13 protein-coding genes and 3 pseudogenes are annotated in these 18,419 nt (G+C 59.3%); 12 read left to right on the top strand and 4 right to left on the bottom strand.

The genetic code is table 11. The features are described 5' to 3' along the window. Window positions 1-40 precede the first annotated feature (40 nt). The 4 genes from ehuC (at window position 41) to P9272_RS27565 (ending at window position 3,504) form a co-directional block, all read left to right on the top strand. A complete protein-coding gene (gene ehuC, locus P9272_RS27580) occupies window positions 41-712 on the top strand; it encodes an ectoine/hydroxyectoine ABC transporter permease subunit EhuC (RefSeq protein WP_063169346.1) in 672 nt (223 codons plus the stop codon). Continuing rightward, complete coding sequence (gene ehuD / locus P9272_RS27575; RefSeq protein ID WP_063169345.1) at window positions 709-1,377, top strand: ectoine/hydroxyectoine ABC transporter permease subunit EhuD; 669 nt, start codon at window positions 709-711, stop codon at window positions 1,375-1,377. The genes ehuC and ehuD overlap by 4 nt, the downstream gene beginning before the upstream one ends. 119 nt (window positions 1,378-1,496) lie before the next feature. Continuing rightward, window positions 1,497-2,273, top strand: a complete 777-nt coding sequence (gene ehuA, locus P9272_RS27570; RefSeq protein WP_063170381.1) for an ectoine/hydroxyectoine ABC transporter ATP-binding protein EhuA — start codon at window positions 1,497-1,499, stop codon at window positions 2,271-2,273. A gap of 562 nt (window positions 2,274-2,835) precedes the next feature. Continuing rightward, complete coding sequence (locus P9272_RS27565; RefSeq protein ID WP_176477193.1) at window positions 2,836-3,504, top strand: hypothetical protein; 669 nt, start codon at window positions 2,836-2,838, stop codon at window positions 3,502-3,504. 248 nt (window positions 3,505-3,752) lie between these two features. Here the strand turns inward: P9272_RS27565 and P9272_RS27560 are convergent. Then, a pseudogene (locus P9272_RS27560) lies at window positions 3,753-4,823 on the bottom strand (IS5 family transposase). 715 nt (window positions 4,824-5,538) lie between these two features. On the opposite strand from P9272_RS27560, the gene P9272_RS27555 reads away from it, so the two are divergent. The 8 genes and pseudogenes from P9272_RS27555 to P9272_RS27520 all read left to right on the top strand — a co-directional run. Next, entirely contained in the window at window positions 5,539-7,218 is a 1,680-nt protein-coding gene (locus P9272_RS27555; protein WP_063170379.1) for an ABC transporter substrate-binding protein, read from the top strand. Continuing rightward, a complete protein-coding gene (locus P9272_RS27550; protein ID WP_063169344.1) occupies window positions 7,215-8,204 on the top strand; it encodes an ABC transporter permease in 990 nt (329 codons plus the stop codon). The genes P9272_RS27555 and P9272_RS27550 overlap by 4 nt, the downstream gene beginning before the upstream one ends. Further along, window positions 8,201-9,133 carry an ABC transporter permease gene (locus P9272_RS27545; protein ID WP_063169343.1) on the top strand — a complete coding sequence of 311 codons (933 nt, stop codon included), beginning with the start codon at window positions 8,201-8,203 and terminating at the stop codon, window positions 9,131-9,133. The genes P9272_RS27550 and P9272_RS27545 overlap by 4 nt, the downstream gene beginning before the upstream one ends. Further along, window positions 9,130-10,140 carry an ABC transporter ATP-binding protein gene (locus tag P9272_RS27540; protein ID WP_063169342.1) on the top strand — a complete coding sequence of 337 codons (1,011 nt, stop codon included), beginning with the start codon at window positions 9,130-9,132 and terminating at the stop codon, window positions 10,138-10,140. The genes P9272_RS27545 and P9272_RS27540 overlap by 4 nt, the downstream gene beginning before the upstream one ends. Next, window positions 10,133-11,134: an ABC transporter ATP-binding protein gene (locus tag P9272_RS27535; RefSeq protein ID WP_063169341.1), complete on the top strand. Its 1,002-nt coding sequence runs from the start codon at window positions 10,133-10,135 to the stop codon at window positions 11,132-11,134. The genes P9272_RS27540 and P9272_RS27535 overlap by 8 nt, the downstream gene beginning before the upstream one ends. Window positions 11,135-11,268: 134 nt before the next feature. Beyond that, complete coding sequence (locus tag P9272_RS27530; protein WP_095769039.1) at window positions 11,269-13,104, top strand: CocE/NonD family hydrolase; 1,836 nt, start codon at window positions 11,269-11,271, stop codon at window positions 13,102-13,104. Window positions 13,105-13,503: 399 nt separating this feature from the next. Beyond that, window positions 13,504-15,372 carry a CocE/NonD family hydrolase gene (locus P9272_RS27525; protein WP_082826580.1) on the top strand — a complete coding sequence of 623 codons (1,869 nt, stop codon included), beginning with the start codon at window positions 13,504-13,506 and terminating at the stop codon, window positions 15,370-15,372. A gap of 88 nt (window positions 15,373-15,460) precedes the next feature. Beyond that, window positions 15,461-15,798: pseudogene (locus P9272_RS27520) on the top strand (IS110 family transposase); the annotation flags it as partial. Window positions 15,799-15,842: 44 nt separating this feature from the next. On the opposite strand, the pseudogene P9272_RS27515 reads toward P9272_RS27520, so the two are convergent. The 3 genes and pseudogenes from P9272_RS27515 to P9272_RS27505 form a co-directional block, all read right to left on the bottom strand. After that, a pseudogene (locus P9272_RS27515) lies at window positions 15,843-16,035 on the bottom strand (transposase domain-containing protein); the annotation flags it as partial. 28 nt (window positions 16,036-16,063) lie between these two features. Next, window positions 16,064-18,127 carry a recombinase family protein gene (locus P9272_RS27510; protein WP_063169338.1) on the bottom strand — a complete coding sequence of 688 codons (2,064 nt, stop codon included), beginning with the start codon at window positions 18,125-18,127 and terminating at the stop codon, window positions 16,064-16,066. Next, complete coding sequence (locus P9272_RS27505; RefSeq protein WP_063169337.1) at window positions 18,114-18,416, bottom strand: hypothetical protein; 303 nt, start codon at window positions 18,414-18,416, stop codon at window positions 18,114-18,116. The genes P9272_RS27510 and P9272_RS27505 overlap by 14 nt, the downstream gene beginning before the upstream one ends. Window positions 18,417-18,419: the final 3 nt, after the last annotated feature.

The raw sequence follows: 18,419 nt of genomic DNA, 5'->3' as shown, positions 1-18,419 counted from the left end.
CCCCGGCCCTTGGCCGGTAGGCGGTCAGTGGGGAGGGCATATGAGTAAGGTCGATCTCAGCTTTATCTTTGCCGTGCTCACCAAGGGCGTCATGACTACGGTCATCGTCACTCTTGGCGCCTGCGTCGTAGCGATCGTCCTTGGGCTTTTCGTGGGCCTGACCCGAGTCTCTCCCCGTCGGCAGTTGCGCTGGTTCAGTATCGCCTACATCGAATTCTTCCGCGGGACGTCCATGCTGGTTCAGCTCTACTGGTGGTTCTTTGTATTGCCGATTTTCGGTATTTTCCTGTCGCCGTGGACTGTCGGAATTTTGGGGATCGGAATGAATGCCTCTGGCTACGCAGCCGAGTATGTCCGCGCCGCCATTCAGGCCGTTGATAGGGGCCAGTATGAGGCATCTACAGCGCTCAATTTTTCGCGGCTCACCATGATGCGGCGTATTATCCTCCCACAGGCAATGCGCGCCATGCTGCCGACCTGGGGTAACATGCTCATCGATGTGCTTAAGGGTAGCTCGCTCGTCTTCTTCATCACCATTCCCGAATTTACTAGCGCCGCCAAGCAGGCGGCCGACGCAACTGGCGATTATATGCTGTTCTTTGCGGTTGCACTATTCGGTTATTACATCATCGCGCGCGCCCTCATCACTCCTTTCGTGCGCTGGCTGGAACGCCGCGTCTCGCGCGGTTTCGTTCGGGAGCAGGTGGCTTGAAGATCTGGGATTGGTCTTACGTATGGGAGGCTTTCCCATATCTCTATCAGGGAGCGATCGTCACCATTGAGGCTACGCTGCTCGGGTTTGCGATCGCGCTGATATTGGGTCTTGTCTTCGCGATGATTCGCCAGTCGCCAAACCGCTACGTCTCGACCACCATGGCGGAGATCGTGGAGTTTATCCGTTCAACGCCCTTGCTGCTGCAGTTGTTCTTTGTCTATTTCGTTGGTCCGCAGATCGGAATCTTCATTCCTGCCTGGACGGCGGGAGTTGGCGTGCTGGGGATCCACTATGCAGCCTATTGTTCCGAAGTCTTCCGCGGCGGCATCGAGAATGTGGATGGCGGCCAGTGGGAGGCCTGTACGGCACTAAACCTTTCGCGAACGCGGACCTGGCGAACAATCATTCTGCCGCAGGCGATCCCGCCCATGGTGCCAGCTCTGGGCAATTACTTCATCGGCATGTTCAAGGACACGCCGGTCCTGGCGGCAATCTCGATCTTCGAGATGCTGCAGCAGGCGAAAAATTTCGGGGGCAATAACTATCGATACATAGAAGCGATCACTATGTGCGGCTTCTTCTACTACGTGTTCAGCTTGGTTGCTTCCGCTATCGTGCAGTCGGTCCGCGTCTGGCTCAACCGCCGCTACCATCTGCAATAGGGAGGCCTTATACTATGAGCGAATTTGTGCTTCGCTTCGAGGACGATCTCACGAAGCGCCCTAGGGCATCAGCCAGGCGGGACGAGCTTGACCTCGATATCAGGCGCAGCGAAAAAGTCATGAACGAACCCATAGTTCGCTTCGAGAACGTCACAAAGCGCTACGGCGCGTTGACGGTGCTGGACGAACTCAATCTCGAGATCGCACGCAACGAGAAGGTGTCCATCATTGGTCCGTCCGGCTCGGGCAAGACCACCGTTCTGCGCATGCTGATGACGCTTGAGCACATCAACGGGGGGGTGATATGGGTCGACGGTGAACCGTTGACGCATACGCAGAAGAACGGCCAAATAGTGCCGGCGAGCGAGCGTCATCTCCGTCGCGTGCGTGCCAAGATCGGTATGGTGTTCCAGCACTTTAACCTGTTCCCGCATATGACTGCTCTGCAGAACTGCATGGAGGCGCCGATCTCCGTCCTTGGGCTCTCGAAGAAGGAGGCGGAGGCCCGAGCGGCAGAGCTGCTCGACTTGGTGGGCCTCGGCGACAAGAAGAACCATTTCCCGATCCAGCTTTCCGGGGGCCAGAAGCAACGCGTGGCGATCGCTCGGGCGTTGGCCATGCGGCCCAAGGTGATGCTGTTTGACGAGGTGACATCAGCGCTTGACCCGGAACTGGTTGGAGAGGTGCTCAACGTCATCCGCAAGCTCAGCGCCGAACATGACCTCACAATGCTGATGGTCACGCACCAGATGGGCTTTGCCAAGGAGTTCTCCGATCGCGTGTGCTTCTTTTCTGGCGGTAAGATTGTCGAGCAAGGCCCGCCCAGCCAGCTTTTAGGCAATCCGCAAAACGAGCGAACGCAGCAGTTTCTCAATGCGGTGCTGGAGACGAGGTGAGTTGCGGGTTGTGCCGCTAGTTGAGTTATCCCGTGGGTGGCTTCCGGGCAGGAACTGGTCCGTTCGGAGCAGGCTGCCCTGCGACGAACCTACGCGCGGTTTTTCAGGGCCGGGTTGATGTCGAGGTTACTGCCCCAGTTCATTCAGGACTGCATAACTAGGATCGTCCGGTCCAAGCCCCAGATTGGTCGAGTTAGGTAAATAGCGCTGCCCGTTCGGCAGTTGCGAGCTTGAAGATCTGATGTGCGTTCAATCTGCCATTCAGGGCATCTGGGCTCTGGAAAGTGCCCTAACACGATTGTCTGACGGCGGACGCAAACCCGGTATCCTACAGGCCCGGGGAGGGTCGCACAAGCGTTCTGCGGTTTCCCAGTTTTTACGGCTTTCATGCGAATGCACCAAAACAATGCCGACTTACTGCGCCTGGAAAGGCATGTTTCTCTGAAACAGCCGTTTCGACGCTGTTAAATTCGTGCATTCAGAGAGAACCTGTATCGCGCAGGTGATGGGCATTTGCTGCCGAAATCACCATCTTAGCTGCTTCCAGAAGAAGGATGCTTCCGTGACAACTCAACAAAGGGCCCTCGGAATTATTGGGCTGGAGATCGGACTTCCGCCTCGTGAATTTCCGCCACCGCAACCGGAGTCGGTCTTCAACCCGGCAACTTTCGACTTCCCAATTATAATAGAGACCGCGGCCGGGGCTTTGGAGGAGAGGGTCATTCCCGGTGATGCTTCTCTCGAGCCGGCCTACATTGCAGCTGCCAGGCGGTTGGTCGAGCGCGGAGCAGTCGCGATAACCGGGGACTGCGGGTTCAGTATCCGGTACCAGGCTGCAGTGGCCGCGTCTGTCGAAGTCCCGGTGGCCATGTCGAGCCTGCTACTGGCGCCCACGCTACTCCGGCAGCTTCCAGCTGACGCAAAGCTCGCCGTTGTGGCCGCAGACTCAAGACACTGCGGCAAAGAGCTGCTGGGCATAGATTCATCCGCAGAGGCAAGAGTAGTCATCGGCGGCATTGAAGGTGACGCGTGGCCGGCTGGTGTTGTTGAAATGGAGTCGGAGGTTGCAGCCTGTGTCGCGCGACTTGGCGCCGCACATCCGGGGATTGCCGCCCTCCTATTTGAATGTACATTGTTCCCGATGGTGACGTCAGCAATCCGTCGTAGGACAGGACTGCCCATCTATGACGCCGCGACCCTTTATCGGATGACATTCGCGTCCGTGGCTTGACCGCTTGGAGGCCACTATCCCAAAATATGAGCTCATGTCTGGTATGAGTTGCGGCTCGTTATTGTAACACACGTCCGCATCTTGTCGAATACTCTGTCGAGACTGGATCCTCGATTTCCGAGGTCAGGACGCGGTGCCTGAGATGCAGGTTGGATTTTTGGAACTCGTGCTGGTCGACCGTGATCCAGACGCTAAGCGGCGACCGACTTCGGCCGGAGTTGAAGCAGGGCGATCAAGGGCCACAAAAATCACTTCAGCCACCTGAGCAGGAGGGAGAAGTTGTATCCGGCGGCGGCCAGGACGGCGTTGAGGGCGTCGCCCTGCTGGCCGGCGAGGTAGTTGCGGCCCATGCGGTGTTCGTTCTTGATGTGGCCGATATGACGCTTGCCAGCGTGTGGCCGTCATAGGGATTGCCGGGCAGCGCTTTTGCATGCAGGGCGAACTGGCCGCCCTTGGAGCGCTTCAGCGTGGTGGCCACCGACACCTTCACACCGAACTCGTAGGGCATATGCGCCTTGCCCTTGCCAATGCATTCCACCTCGTGCGCGTGCAGGCTGTAGATCTTGCGGCCGCGCTGGCGCTGGCGTTGCTAGAGAACGGTGGCGGCCTGGTAGAACGGCCATTTGAAGAGCGCGTCCAGCCCCGCATCGCCGGCGATCTGGCGAGAAATGTCGCGAATGGTCCGGCCGAGATAGGTCTTGAGCCTGCGCAGCGCCTTGTTGGCCCGCTTGAACTGCTTGGCGTGGGCATAGCGCTGGTGGCTGATCAGCGCCAGCTGATAGCTCTGGCGCAAATGGAGCTCCTTCCCTCTTGGCCAGCCGCACCAGCCGTTCGCGCGCCCGGTTGATGAGCTTGGCGTCGGTCGGGAACATGACGTTCTTCGGCTGCACGGTTGTGTCGACGATCACCTGGCGCGTGTCGGCCGGCTTCATCGCCCCGGTCTTGACCGCAAGGCTGAGGCTCTCCTGCAACAGCGCCACGATCCGCTCCTCGCCCATGCGGCTGCGCCAGCGCGTCATCGACGAGAGGTCGAACGGCAGCGTATGGCAAAAGAACGTCTCGCCGGTGAGATACTGGAAGTAAGGGTTCTCCACCCAGCGCTCGCACAGCACCTCATCCGACAGGTTGAAGGTGTGCTTGAGGATCGCCAGCCCCGCCATCAGCCGGGTCGGCAGCGGCGGCATGCCGGGGCCGTCCGAATAGACGGCGCCGAAACGCTCCTCCAGCACCGGCCGGTCGATCGCCTGCTTCATGTTGATGATCTGATCGAGCCTGGAGCGGAACAGGTCCTGCTCTCCCGTCTCGCGTGGCTTGGACATTCGCCGTCCCCTCGATTCGCCGCCGCCGAACCGAGTGAATCACGCTCCGCAGCACAAGGGAATCGCAAAACCGAATTGCAGGAAAACAGCGTCCAAATACCGCTAATCCTGCAATTCAAAAGACGCTATCCGCCTCAATCAAAAGGCCAGATCAATGGCTTGCGGATAGTTCACGGTCGACGAGCTGGCGGCCACGCATCAGGCTGGAGATCCATCAGCGTTTACATCGTTTTTCAACGGGCGGCTCAAGCTCCGTGTTGTTGCGCGGCGCGCAGCTTGTCGAACGCCTCTTAGACCGTCGTGTGCCGGAAGAGGATATCCTCTGGAATTTCGGCATCGACATTCCGACATCACACATCCGTGATAAAGGCGTTTGCGGCTCGACGGGACCCTCCAACCCGAGGTCGCGAACAGAACCTGAATGACTGCCTCGTTTGCTATATGCGAATTGTCCGTGGGCGCCGCCAGGAGCTGGAACCGGCCAATCGACTTTAATTCTGGCTAGCTGTGCCCAGAATCGAGAAAAACGCCGGATTCATGCAGGCACAGCGGCCAATTTGCAGGAACCACCCCCCTGGGCACTGCTACTTATCTGGAATGAGGGGACTGTGGAGCTTCCGTCAAAAGGAAGCCAGATGTTCCGGGTTGAGGCCGTAGATCATCGTGGTCGTGTGAACATGAAGTGATGATAAAGCCGGCAAACAGGGAGGATAAAATGAGCCAATACTCATATAATCGTCGTGCGCTTATGAAGGCAATGCTGGCGATTTCGGCGACCCCTTGGGGGATTAACTCGAGGGCGTTCGCCTCGTCGTGCGACGATCGCATCCTGCGAATCGGCGGACTGGGTGGAGGCCCTGATTCGATGAACCCCTTCGCCACTTGGGGCTCCTTTTGGCCCTTGGCTATTTGCTATGATTTCTTGGTCTGCATAGACGCCCAGCGATACGACGATCGAAAGGGCTTTGCCCAATCTTGGTCCGTCGCCGACGACAACCTCACTTGGACCTTCAAGATCTGGCCCGGCATGAAGTGGTCGGACGGCCAGCCTGCTACCGCTAGGGACGCGGCGTTCACTTATAGTTATTTGCACGATTCCATAGGCAAGCCCGACGAGCTAAACGTCGGGTGGAACAGCACCAGCGGTCTTGAGAACGTCGAGTCCATCAAAGCGTTCGACGACGAGACTTTGCAGATCGTGACCAAGTTCCCCGCGACCTGGCCAATAGACAATATCATAATGATCGTTCCCGAGCACATTTGGAAGGACATCAGCTATGCTGACGCACGCGTAACCTTCCGCAACGATCCGCCTTTGGTGGGTACGGGACCTATGATCGTTTCGGAGTTTCACCAGGGCCAGTTTACACGCCTGACGCCGAACCCCTATTTCCGTACGGGGAAGCCCCAAATCGCGGGGGTGATCCTGCGGTCCTTCGATGCCGCCGATCCGATTGCGCAAGGTCTTAAGAGCGGGGAACTCGATTATGGCAACTACCTGACGTCCGCCCAGTGGGCTGATCTCTCGAAGGATCCCGACATTGTAGTCGGTGAATCCCGCATAGCTCAGAAAACCTATCTCGCCTTCAACACCGCTTCGGGAGATGGCGCAGGTAGCACCAAGGCTCTGCAGGATCCGGCGTTTCGCGATGCGCTCGGCTACGCGATCGATCAGAAGGCCATCGTCGATCGAGCCATGCGCGGACACGCCGACCCTGGTGTCGGACTCGCAATGCCGGTGGCGGCCGATTACTATTCAGATCTGAACGACATCAGGCGCCACTTCGATCTCGCCGAAGCCAACCGCCGGCTTGACGCCGCAGGGTACCGGGACACGAACGGCGATGGCATTCGGGAGGACAAGGACGGGAAGAGTTTCCAGCTAGAGCTGGTGTCTGGACCTTCAGCAAATATAGAGATGCCGGTCGCGGCAGTGCAGTTTATCGCTGGCTGGTTGGAGCAAATCGGTATCCCTGTATCGGTGACTCGGCTCGACTCCGGTGCGCTGAGCGCCCGCGCCGCAGCTCCGGCGAAAGGCGGCGGAGGGTGGGATCTGCTCATTTCCGATACCTGGCAAGGCCCAACACCTAAAGACCTGCTCATCTTCGGCAGCAGCAATTCCATCGGCATCAAGAACAAGGCGTACTGGACGAATGCGGAGTTCGACAAACTGTTCGCGGAGGTGCAGGTCACCGTTGACCTCAAGAAAAACCAAAAGCTGGTCGACCAGGCAGCGCGACTAATTTATACTGAAGCGCCTTACATCGTACTATGTTACCCCACCCTGCTCGAAGCCCACCGGAGGGATTGCTTCGAGGGTTGGGGAAAGCAAGGCATCATGTCGATGGACAGCTACTTCCCATTCGATCGCTTGAAGCCGGTGCCCGCGCCGTGAACGGAGGGGGAGGGAGCCGTCACATCCTGCGCATCATCGTCAGGGCCTCTATAACCCTCCTGATGGTGGCAGTCCTGAACTTCATCCTATTCCGAGTTATTCCAGGTGACCCTGCATCTCTTTTGCTTGGCGGGGCGCGCGTCAGCGTCACCGCCGAGCAGATTGAGGCGCAGAACCAACGTTGGGGCCTTGACCGGCCGCTGTTCCCGGACCAGGCGGTCGACTACCTGTCGGCAACACTCCGCGGCGATTTCGGCTACAGCTTCAAGTTCAGGGGCAGGCATGTCGCAGACCTGATAGCGGAACGCCTGCCGGACACCATAGTCCTAGTCGGGGTTGCTCAGATAATGGCAATCGTTATTGGGGTGATGCTTGGGATCTACGCAGGCTGGCGCCGGGGAGGAGCCGGCGACCGTATCGCAACCGGAGCCTCTCTGGCGCTCTATTCTACGCCGGCTTTCTGGCTCGGCATGATCCTGGTGGTAATCTTCAGCACGGCATTGGGTTGGCTCCCGGGCTATGGTGCATACTCGCCCGGCCTGATCACGGGCTCTCTTGGTTCGTTCCTCGACTACCTGCAACATCTCACGCTTCCCGCCACTGCGGTGGCGCTTGGGCTAATCGGCCAGTACGTCGTCGTCGCTCGTGCCGCAATGAGTGACGTACTCACCGAGGATTACATGGTAACCGCACGGGCGAAAGGGCTGACCAACGGTCAAATGCTGATGCGTCATGCATTTCGCAATGCAATGCTACCGGTCGTGACCTTGATCACCCTCAATATTGGCTATGTGGTCGCCGGGGCCATCACTGTCGAAGCCGTTTTCGCCTGGCCGGGTATCGGCGGGCTGACGGTGGAAGCACTCAACGCACGGGACTACCCAGTCCTTCAAGGCATATTCCTGTTGCTTGGCGTTTCAATTGTTCTCGCAAACCTCGTAGCCGATCTTGCCTACAGCCTTCTAGATCCGAGGGTCCGACAATGAGCGACAATATTGTTCGATATTGCCCGCGAGGCCGGGCGCGCGCAATAAAAGGCTTTCTGCGTCAATTTCTCAGCTATGGCGGTGCTCAGGTGGGCCTCGTATGTCTGGTATTCTTTCTTGTTGTGGGAGCGGTCCCCAATATTCTGGCGGGACCGCTCCAGACTGCGATCAATGCAACTGGCGATTTCCTCGCACCCCCATCAGGCGAGCATCTGCTCGGCACGGACGAAATCGGGCGGGACGTGCTCAATCTGGTCCTCCATGGTGCCCGGATCTCGCTTACGATTGCGCTACTCGCGACTGTGATCAGCCTCGTCGTTGGGACTACAATCGGTACGACCGCTGGCTACTATGGTGGCAGGGTCGACGTCTGGCTGATGCGCTTGACAGACTTCTTTTTTGTCATGCCGTCCTTCGTGCTGGCGCTGGTCATTACACCCGTGGTTCTCGAGGTGATGGGGCGCGGTGGAGAAATCCTGGGCTTCCGTCCTTCTCTTTTCGTGATCATTGTCGTTATAGGCATGACAAGCTGGTCCTTTGTTGCACGTATCGTCCGGAGTCAGACACTGTCGCTTAAGGAGCGACCATTCATTGATCGTGCGCGCGTTGCGGGTAGCAGTAATTTCGGCATCATGGTGCGGCACATCCTCCCCAATCTCGTGCCGCAAATCGCAGCCAATGGTGCGCTGGTGGTCGCCAGCGCAATCTATGTCGAGACATCGCTCTCATTCCTTGGACTCGGGGACCCGTTGCAGCCTTCATGGGGCACTTTGCTTTCGCTCGCTCAGCGCGCCGGCGCGGCCAGTGCTGGAGCCTGGTGGTACCTCGGCGCCCCAGGACTGTGCGTACTCACGGTTTCGCTTAGCTTCGTCCTGATTGGCAGTGCCCTTGACGACACGTTCAATCCACGGCGGAGGGTGATCCCATGACCAGCTCCTCCCAGGACAAAACACCGCTTCTGGAAATAGACCGGCTCTCTGTCGATTATGGGCTCAAGGGCGTTTCATTGCGAGCAATCGACGGCGTAAGCTTCGCGCTCCGAGCCGGAGAGGCCGTGGGCCTCGTCGGAGAATCGGGCAGTGGCAAGACCACGACCGCGATGGCGATCGCTGGTCTACTATCACCCAACGCGCGGGTCAGCGGCGGCCAAGTGCGCTATCGTGGCAACCGACTGCCGATCGACGATGATGCGGCGATGCGGCCACATCGCTGGAGCGAAACGTCCGTTGTCTTCCAGGGCGCGATGAACGCACTTAATCCTGTTCACCGCATTATCAAGCAGATCGCCGAGCCATGCATGCTGAAGCTCGGCATGTCGCGGGGCGAGGCGACCAAGCGGGGAAGTGAGTTGCTTCAACTGGTCGGCATCCCGGCGGATCGTGGTTCCGCCTACCCTCACGAGTTGTCGGGCGGAATGCGACAAAGGGTGATGATTGCCATGGCGCTCGCGTGTCGACCTTCGATTATCATTGGTGACGAGCCCACCACAGCGCTCGACGTCATCACTCAGGCTCAGATCCTTAACCTGCTAGGCGACTTGCGATCGCAGTTGAGCCTCGCCCTGATTTTGATCACCCACGACCTTTCTGTGGTGGCTAAGTGTTGTGATCGCGTAATGATCATGTACGCGGGCCGCATCGTCGAGGATGGCACTGTCGCCGAGATTTTCGCCCAGCCCAAACATCCCTACACCCGACAGCTGATCGAATCGATCCCGAACCCAGCGAGCGGCAAAAAGATGATCCGGCCAATACCGGGTGATCCTCCCAACTTGGTGAATCGACCCTCGGGCTGCGCTTTCCATCCGCGTTGCCCGTCGGTCATGGGGGGGTGCGCGACCGAAGTCCCCAGCCTCAATAAGTTCGGGCGGGGACGTGTCGCCTGTCACCTTCACCGGTCCTTGACGCAAGAAGACAAGGTCGCTGTTCATGCCTGACACTGCCGGCATCCTGCGTCTCGAGAGCCTGCAAGTTCATTTTCCTATCCAGGGCGGTCTGTTCGACCGTGTCCTGGGCCGATCTGTCGGCGCCATGCGCGCGGTAGACGGGATCGACCTCAACGTCGGGCGGGGCGAGATCGTCGCCCTGGTCGGCGAATCGGGAAGCGGCAAGACCACTGTGGGCCGCGTCATCACCAAGCTTGCCAAGCCGACTGGCGGCAGAATGCTGTTCGAAGGCCGCGACATGAGGTCGGTAGAGGGCTTCTCGGCTCTACGTCCGTACCGGCGTCGCGTGCAAATGATCTTCCAGGACGCTTATCAGGCCCTCAATCCGCGACACACCGTGTTCGACATCGTGGCGGAGCCGTTGCAGTCCCTGCGGCTGGTCGGTAACGCCACTCAACTCGCCGACCGGGTGAGTGAAGCGCTTGCGGCCGCTGGGCTCAATCCTCCCGGCGATTTCTTCGCCCGCTTCCCGCACGAGCTATCCGGCGGGCAGCGCCAGCGCGTCGTGATTGCAGGAGCGCTTGCCGTCCGGCCGGAACTCATCGTTGCTGATGAACCTGTATCGATGCTCGATGTCTCGATACGCGCTCAGATTCTTCAGGTCCTGGTTGACTTGCGCGACAGGCACAACATGGCGCTGCTGTTCATCACCCACGATTTGCCCCTTGCCTGGCTGATCGCCGACCGGATTGCGGTCTTGTATCTTGGAAAATTGGTCGAGATTGGTAGCGCCGACGAGATCACATTCAACCCTCGCCATCCGTATACCGTCGCCTTGCGCAACGCCACACCGCAGATTGGCGGCAACGCAGGTCGCGCCGAGTTGCCGGCCCTGCAGGGCGAGGTTCCAAGTGCCGCGCGCGTGCCGAAGGGCTGCCGTTTCCATCCTCGTTGCCCGCTTGCCTTCGACCGTTGCAAAGCTGAGGAGCCGCCGGCGATCGAAGTTGGACCACAGCACCTGTCAGCCTGCTGGCTCGCTAAGTGAAAGGCATGCAATCAGCGCCACCCCAATGAGCGTATTCCATCTGGTATTGCACAGGCAGGTGGGCTGGAACACCACCATGCAGATAGAATGCTGAGACCCGTCGAAATTGGCCACTCCATCTTGAATCAGTCTCAATGTCTGGGAGGCACTCTGAAGTGTGTAATGAACTAGGCCCGATTAAACCGCCAACGCCGCGATACGAAGTGGTTTTGCAGACCGGCTTGCGCGTTCCAATGCGGGACGGCGTTGAGCTCGCCACGGACCTGTATCGGCCTATTGGTTACACTGGGGAACTCGGGTCAATCCTTATCCGAACTCAATACGGTAAGACGCCCTATCGCTGTCCGGTTGAGCCTCGCCACAAAGTGGCAAGAATGTTTGCTGGACAAGGCTTCGCCGTACTTGTGCAGGAGCTTCGTGGAGTCTTCGATTCCGGCGGCGTATTCACCCTCATGGAGAATGAAAGGGACGACGGTTATGACACGCTGTCCTGGATTTCGCAGCAGCCATGGTCGAATGGACGCGTGGGCACATATGGGTGCTCGGCGCTTGGTATCGCGCAGGTTTTGCTGGCGCAGTTGTGCCATCCAGCCCACCGATGCGCAATTGCGCAGGGATCGGGCGGCGCGAACGGCTCTGCCGGAGGGCGATATCGCAACGGGGATCTCCGTCTCGGCGGTGCGGTGGAGGTTGCCGCGTTTGTCCCCTGGTTCCACCAAACCGCAGCGAAGGACCGGTCCCGAGTGCAACCGAAAAGCGATGAGGAGTATCAGCGGGCTTTCGCGTCGCTGCCGCTCGTCAACATGCTTAAGAGCCTTGGGGGACCGCCGACTGACTGGGAGGACTGGGTCTCGCGTGACCCAGGCGATCCCTGGGGGGATCGGAATGGGATGCTTAGCGAGGACTCGACCATCGACGTCCCAGCCCTGTTCGTGAACTCGTGGTACGACGTGGGGGCTGCCGACGCGCTTCACCAGCAGCGCGTTTTTAGTGCTCGCGGATTGAGCCCGGCGGCACGCGATCACCAACATATCATTCTGTCGCCAGCCACGCATTGTGGCACCGAGAGTCTCAAAGCCCCGACGGTTATCGGCGAGCGCGAGCTGGGCGACGCGCGCCTGGATTGCTGGCAGATCTACCTGGACTGGTTCGACTGCTGGCTGAACGACAAGCCCGACCGGATCGAGGGAATGCCCCGCGTCCAGTACTACGTGATGGGTCGCAACGAGTGGCGTGCCGCGTCAGAATGGCCCCCTCTTGGTGTGGAACTGCAGCACTGGTTCCTCCGCAGCGGCGGGAATGCCGCGACCCGTCTAGGCGACGGGACTCTTGATGTAGAGCCTCCGAGTGCCGACGAGCCGGCTGACACGTTTACCTACGACCCTGGGGATCCGGCGCCGTTCTTGGGGATGGACGGCGGGAAGTCAAGTGGAACTACTATAGGACCCCGCGATTACCAGGACGTCCAGCTTCGTCCAGACGTCCTCTGCTTCACTTCACCGCCCCTCACAGAGGGCATGGAGGTTACCGGATTTGTCCGGGCGGTCCTCTTCGTCTCTTCTTCGGCCCCGGACACGGACTTCGTGGCCAGACTGTTGGACGTACATCCCGATGGCCGTGCGATTGACGTGGTGGACGGGATACTGCGCGTCCGCTATCGCGAGGGCTTTGATCGGGCTGTTTTCATGGAACCGAGCGTTATATGCAAAATCGAGATTGATCTCGACGCCACAAGTAATTGGTTTCCGGCCGGCCATCAAATTCGCCTGGAAATCACTAGTTCGGCCTTCCCGCGGTTCGACCGCAACCTGAATACGGGAGGTAACAACTGGGACGAAACTGAATGGGTAGTGGCTCGGAACACGATTCATCACTGCGAGCAGTTCCCCTCCCACGTACTGCTTCCTGTGATGACAGCGATGGGGTCCCATGCCGGCAAGGCGAATTTGAACAGCTTGCCGCCTGGCTAGCCTACCTCCACTATTTCAAACAAACGGTGATAACAAGCTGCGATCGGTCGGGGAGCCCGTCGCTTCTCACATCAAGCAGCTTGCCCCATCGGCCCGCGTCAATCAGCATGGAATGGGGGTCCATGGATCGGCACATAATGGCGGTGAGACTCACAATTGATGTTTTGCACAGCGGCGTAGGCGCGCTGTCACATTGATTTAAGCAATAGGGAAATTGGGGTGGCAACGCGCCATCATTGAGTGCCGGACCTGCTAGAGAAGCACGGTTGAGTTTCTTTTCAAACAACTTAGCAACGGCACAGAGTTCATCGTTGTACTGTGAATGCGACGAACACACCACCGTGCAGATAGAATGCTGAGACCCGTCGAAATTGGCCACTCCATCTTGAATCAGTCTCAATGTCTGGGAGGCACTCTGAAGTGTGTAATGAACTAGGCCCGATTAAACCGCCAACGCCGCGATACGAAGTGGTTTTGCAGACCGGCTTGCGCGTTCCAATGCGGGACGGCGTTGAGCTCGCCACGGACCTGTATCGGCCTATTGGTTACACTGGGGAACTCGGGTCAATCCTTATCCGAACTCAATACGGTAAGACGCCCTATCGCTGTCCGGTTGAGCCTCGCCACAAAGTGGCAAGAATGTTTGCTGGACAAGGCTTCGCCGTACTTGTGCAGGAGCTTCGTGGAGTCTTCGATTCCGGCGGCGTATTCACCCTCATGGAGAATGAAAGGGACGACGGTTATGACACGCTGTCCTGGATTTCGCAGCAGCCATGGTCGAATGGACGCGTGGGCACATATGGGTGCTCGGCGCTTGGTATCGCGCAGGTTTTGCTGGCGCAGTTGTGCCATCCAGCCCACCGATGCGCAATTGCGCAGGGATCGGGCGGCGCGAACGGCTCTGCCGGAGGGCGATATCGCAACGGGGATCTCCGTCTCGGCGGTGCGGTGGAGGTTGCCGCGTTTGTCCCCTGGTTCCACCAAACCGCAGCGAAGGACCGGTCCCGAGTGCAACCGAAAAGCGATGAGGAGTATCAGCGGGCTTTCGCGTCGCTGCCGCTCGTCAACATGCTTAAGAGCCTTGGGGGACCGCCGACTGACTGGGAGGACTGGGTCTCGCGTGACCCAGGCGATCCCTGGGGGGATCGGAATGGGATGCTTAGCGAGGACTCGACCATCGACGTCCCAGCCCTGTTCGTGAACTCGTGGTACGACGTGGGGGCTGCCGACGCGCTTCACCAGCAGCGCGTTTTTAGTGCTCGCGGATTGAGCCCGGCGGCACGCGATCACCAACATATCATTCTGTCGCCAGCCACGCATTGTGGCACCGAGAGTCTCAAAGCCCCGACGGTTATCGGCGAGCGCGAGCTGGGCGACGCGCGCCTGGATTGCTGGCAGATCTACCTGGACTGGTTCGACTGCTGGCTGAACGACAAGCCCGACCGGATCGAGGGAATGCCCCGCGTCCAGTACTACGTGATGGGTCGCAACGAGTGGCGTGCCGCGTCAGAATGGCCCCCTCTTGGTGTGGAACTGCAGCACTGGTTCCTCCGCAGCGGCGGGAATGCCGCGACCCGTCTAGGCGACGGGACTCTTGATGTAGAGCCTCCGAGTGCCGACGAGCCGGCTGACACGTTTACCTACGACCCTGGGGATCCGGCGCCGTTCTTGGGGATGGACGGCGGGAAGTCAAGTGGAACTACTATAGGACCCCGCGATTACCAGGACGTCCAGCTTCGTCCAGACGTCCTCTGCTTCACTTCACCGCCCCTCACAGAGGGCATGGAGGTTACCGGATTTGTCCGGGCGGTCCTCTTCGTCTCTTCTTCGGCCCCGGACACGGACTTCGTGGCCAGACTGTTGGACGTACATCCCGATGGCCGTGCGATTGACGTGGTGGACGGGATACTGCGCGTCCGCTATCGCGAGGGCTTTGATCGGGCTGTTTTCATGGAACCGAGCGTTATATGCAAAATCGAGATTGATCTCGACGCCACAAGTAATTGGTTTCCGGCCGGCCATCAAATTCGCCTGGAAATCACTAGTTCGGCCTTCCCGCGGTTCGACCGCAACCTGAATACGGGAGGTAACAACTGGGACGAAACTGAATGGGTAGTGGCTCGGAACACGATTCATCACTGCGAGCAGTTCCCCTCCCACGTACTGCTTCCTGTGATGACAGCGATGGGGTCCCATGCCGGCAAGGCGAATTTGAACAGCATCGCTAGGTGTTTAGATTGTGGTATTCGGCTTTGCCCCCCGCCTTGAACGGGTTGTTTTGAAGTGCTGCGCTTCGAGATGATGACAAAACGTGGTCTGTGTGAACAGCCACAAGCATCAGGAAAGGAAGCGCAGCATGAAAAATTATGCCGGACTGGACGTCTCCGTGAAAGAGACCACCGTTTGCATCGTGAGAAGGGCGCCGAATTTGCCGAGAGATGAAGGTTGCTAGTCATCCGGACGATCTTGCTGACGCATTGAAGAACCCCGCATGGAATCTCGCCCGGATCAGGCTTGAAGCCGGCCCCTTATCCCAATGGTTGGTCTGGCGGCAGCCGGACTACGTGACCTGTATCGAGCCCCGTCATTCCAAGGCGTTCTCAAGGCACAGGTCAACAAGACCGACCGCAACCATGCTCGCGGCATCGCGCAGATATGCGGGTTAACCTGTTCCGGCCCGTGCATGTCAAGAGTAAGCGGTATTCTCGGGCCACGGCCTTGAGCTCGAGCTTGTTGATGTAGACCCAAGGCAGGAGATCGTCGATCTGGCTGTTGGGGTGGCCGTTGACGATCCTGGTGAGGACATCGGCGAGATAAGCCGAGCGGTTCGACACCATTGAGCTTGCAGGTTTCGATCAGCGAGGCGATGACTGCCCAGTGTTCGGCGCCGCCGTCAGAGCCTGCGAAGAGCGCGTTCTTGCGGTTGAGCGCGAAGACTGATTCATTATGCACCCCCTCTTCAAATGGCGGGAAACAGCGATTTCTGATTATCGTCGTTGATGATACGCGGAGATTTGCGCGCCAAATCGGCCTTGATCCGTTCATCTTCAAGGTCGCTGGCGCGGATCTGGTAGGGCGCGCCGCGCATGACCTGCTCGGCTGGTAATATGCCGTCCCTGACGAACCGGCGGATTTTGACGTGCGACACGCCAAGCTTCGCGGCCGCGTCCGACATGGTAAGCCACTCGCCGTTCTTGTCGGAAGACCGATAGCCGCTGATCTTGTGCACCGTGCGCAGGGATTGGACGCGTCGCGCCGTCCAGGTCTTTCCCTGACCCGTCTTCATGCCCATGCGGTTGAGTGTGGCGGCGATTTCGGCATCCGACCATCGCGTTGCCATGGATCGCATGACCGCCAGAGCCTCCTCAGGCGTACTCTGGCCATGCTCTCCGGATTTGGACTTGCGAACCCTTACCTGGGAATGCTGGCCCCCATGCCAATGGATGGTCAGGATCACATCGCGCGCGTCGTCATCGACGTCCGCCACAATGTCCTTGATGAGCGCGCGCAGCAGTTGCTGACGGAACCGCATATCGACACCCGGCGCATTCCAGGCGGCTTCGAGATCCTGGGCGAGGCCGGTGAAGTCAGGGATCGCGTCGACAGGCTCCATACGCTGGACTTCACTGAGCCGGGCCTCGCAGGTCTCCACGCGCCTGAGCCTAGCTTCCCAGTTCCTCTCGAGCTGGGCCGCTATAAGCCGGTTCTCCGGGTCGCAGGCGGCGTAGCGGCGCTCGGCGAGCGATGCCTCATAGCGTGCCTGCTGCAGGTCCATCTCGATCATCTGCCGCCGCCTGGCTTCGCTCTCCAGCTGCATCTGTTCAGCCTCCAACGCCGCCTCGATCGCCATCGGCGCAACCGCCTCCAAGGCTTCGCGGGCCACCGCCGCATCGGTGCGAAAGCCGTTGAACGACATGCATCGCGCCTGCGCCATCATGGTGTTCTCGCAACGATAGACCGGGTAACCTTGGCCACGTCCGGCATACGTGACAACCAGTCTTCGCCCGCATCGACCACAGGAGAGAAGACCCGGGAGCAACGCGCGACCGCCGCGGCCCGACTTGACGCCGCCGGCTTTGCCATAGGCGTTGGCGGCGAGAAGTTCCTGGTTCCGTTCGTACTCGCTCCATCCGATATAGCCTTCGTGATGCTCCTTGAGCACCACCGCCCAATCGCTGGCCGGCTTGTAATGACCATAGCTCTTGCGGACGCGGCCATCCACGATCTCGGTGCGCTTCTCGCTCTTACCATAGACATAAGCGCCGGCGTAGAACGGGTTCTTCAGGACGGAGATCACGTTGCGGTAGCGGACCGGAACCCAGGCGAAGGACACCATCTTCTTGCCGTCGGAGGGTCTGGGGAAATGCACGCCATCGTCGATCATCGAGATCAGGACCTGGCGGGCACTGCCGAGTTCGCGGAAACGCGCGAATATCAGGCGAATGGTCTCCTGCAGGCGTATATCGGGATCGAACCCGAGACCGTAATCCCGGTGCCAGACGTAGCCGAAGGGCACAGAGATGCGCAGTTCGCCGCGCTGTGCCTTGGCGCGGTCAGCTTCGTACATGCGAGCACGCAGCACCCCGAGTTCGAACTCGCTTATGCTCCCCTTCATGCCGAGCAGCAGGCGATCGTTCGGCAGTCCCGGATCGTAGACTCCGTCCAGATCGATCACCCGTGCATCGACTTCGCCGCACAACTCGAGCAGCCGATGCCAGTCCGGTCCGTTGCGAGACAGGCGGGACGCCTCCAGGCAAAGCACAGCGCCCACATGACCGGTGCACAGATCGTCGACCAGGCGTTCGAAACCGGGACGTTCCACAGCTCCACTTGCGGTGCGTCCCAAGTCCTCGTCGATCACCTCAACCTTGCGGAATCCCCAGCGCCGCGCGACGTCGACCAGCTCATATTGCCGACGCTGGCTCTCAAGATTGAGCTGCACTTGCGCCTGCGTGGACTGACGTACATAGACAACGGCCTTGCGCTTGAGGATGGTGGCCGGAATCAGATTACGGCTCGTCATCGCGGCTCTCCTCCGTCACGATACCGGCGGCGGCCATCAGCACATTGGCGAGCCGGGCGATCACGATCGTTCGTTGCGCTGCGCTCAGCCCGACTAGCTTGTGCGAGTCGAGCGCATGCTGAGCTGGCGAACGATCACGAGAGATCGTGTCGGTGGCGGCAAGGTTCTCATTTTGAGTCTCCCCGATGATGAAACCATCCGGAGAGCCTCGCCGGAAACGGCGCTGGATCAAGAGCTTGTTCAGTTCAAGCAGTGCAGCAAGCGACGCGCGCGGGGAGCCCAGATCCATTGC

It is taken from the genome of Mesorhizobium sp. WSM4976 (assembly GCF_029625685.1).
Taxonomy (GTDB): domain Bacteria; phylum Pseudomonadota; class Alphaproteobacteria; order Rhizobiales; family Rhizobiaceae; genus Mesorhizobium.
This window is presented reverse-complemented; position numbering and strand designations above follow the sequence as displayed.

Coding starts and splice junctions, on each gene's coding strand:
- ehuC (WP_063169346.1), top strand. CDS start 41: ATGAGTAAGGTCGATCTCAGCTTTATCTTTGCCGTGCTCACCAAGGGC.
- ehuA (WP_063170381.1), top strand. CDS start 1,497: ATGAACGAACCCATAGTTCGCTTCGAGAACGTCACAAAGCGCTACGGC.
- P9272_RS27555 (WP_063170379.1), top strand. CDS start 5,539: ATGAGCCAATACTCATATAATCGTCGTGCGCTTATGAAGGCAATGCTG.
- P9272_RS27545 (WP_063169343.1), top strand. CDS start 8,201: ATGAGCGACAATATTGTTCGATATTGCCCGCGAGGCCGGGCGCGCGCA.
- P9272_RS27540 (WP_063169342.1), top strand. CDS start 9,130: ATGACCAGCTCCTCCCAGGACAAAACACCGCTTCTGGAAATAGACCGG.
- P9272_RS27535 (WP_063169341.1), top strand. CDS start 10,133: ATGCCTGACACTGCCGGCATCCTGCGTCTCGAGAGCCTGCAAGTTCAT.
- P9272_RS27530 (WP_095769039.1), top strand. CDS start 11,269: ATGTCTGGGAGGCACTCTGAAGTGTGTAATGAACTAGGCCCGATTAAA.
- P9272_RS27525 (WP_082826580.1), top strand. CDS start 13,504: ATGTCTGGGAGGCACTCTGAAGTGTGTAATGAACTAGGCCCGATTAAA.
- P9272_RS27510 (WP_063169338.1), bottom strand. CDS start 18,127: ATGACGAGCCGTAATCTGATTCCGGCCACCATCCTCAAGCGCAAGGCC.
- P9272_RS27505 (WP_063169337.1), bottom strand. CDS start 18,416: ATGGATCTGGGCTCCCCGCGCGCGTCGCTTGCTGCACTGCTTGAACTG.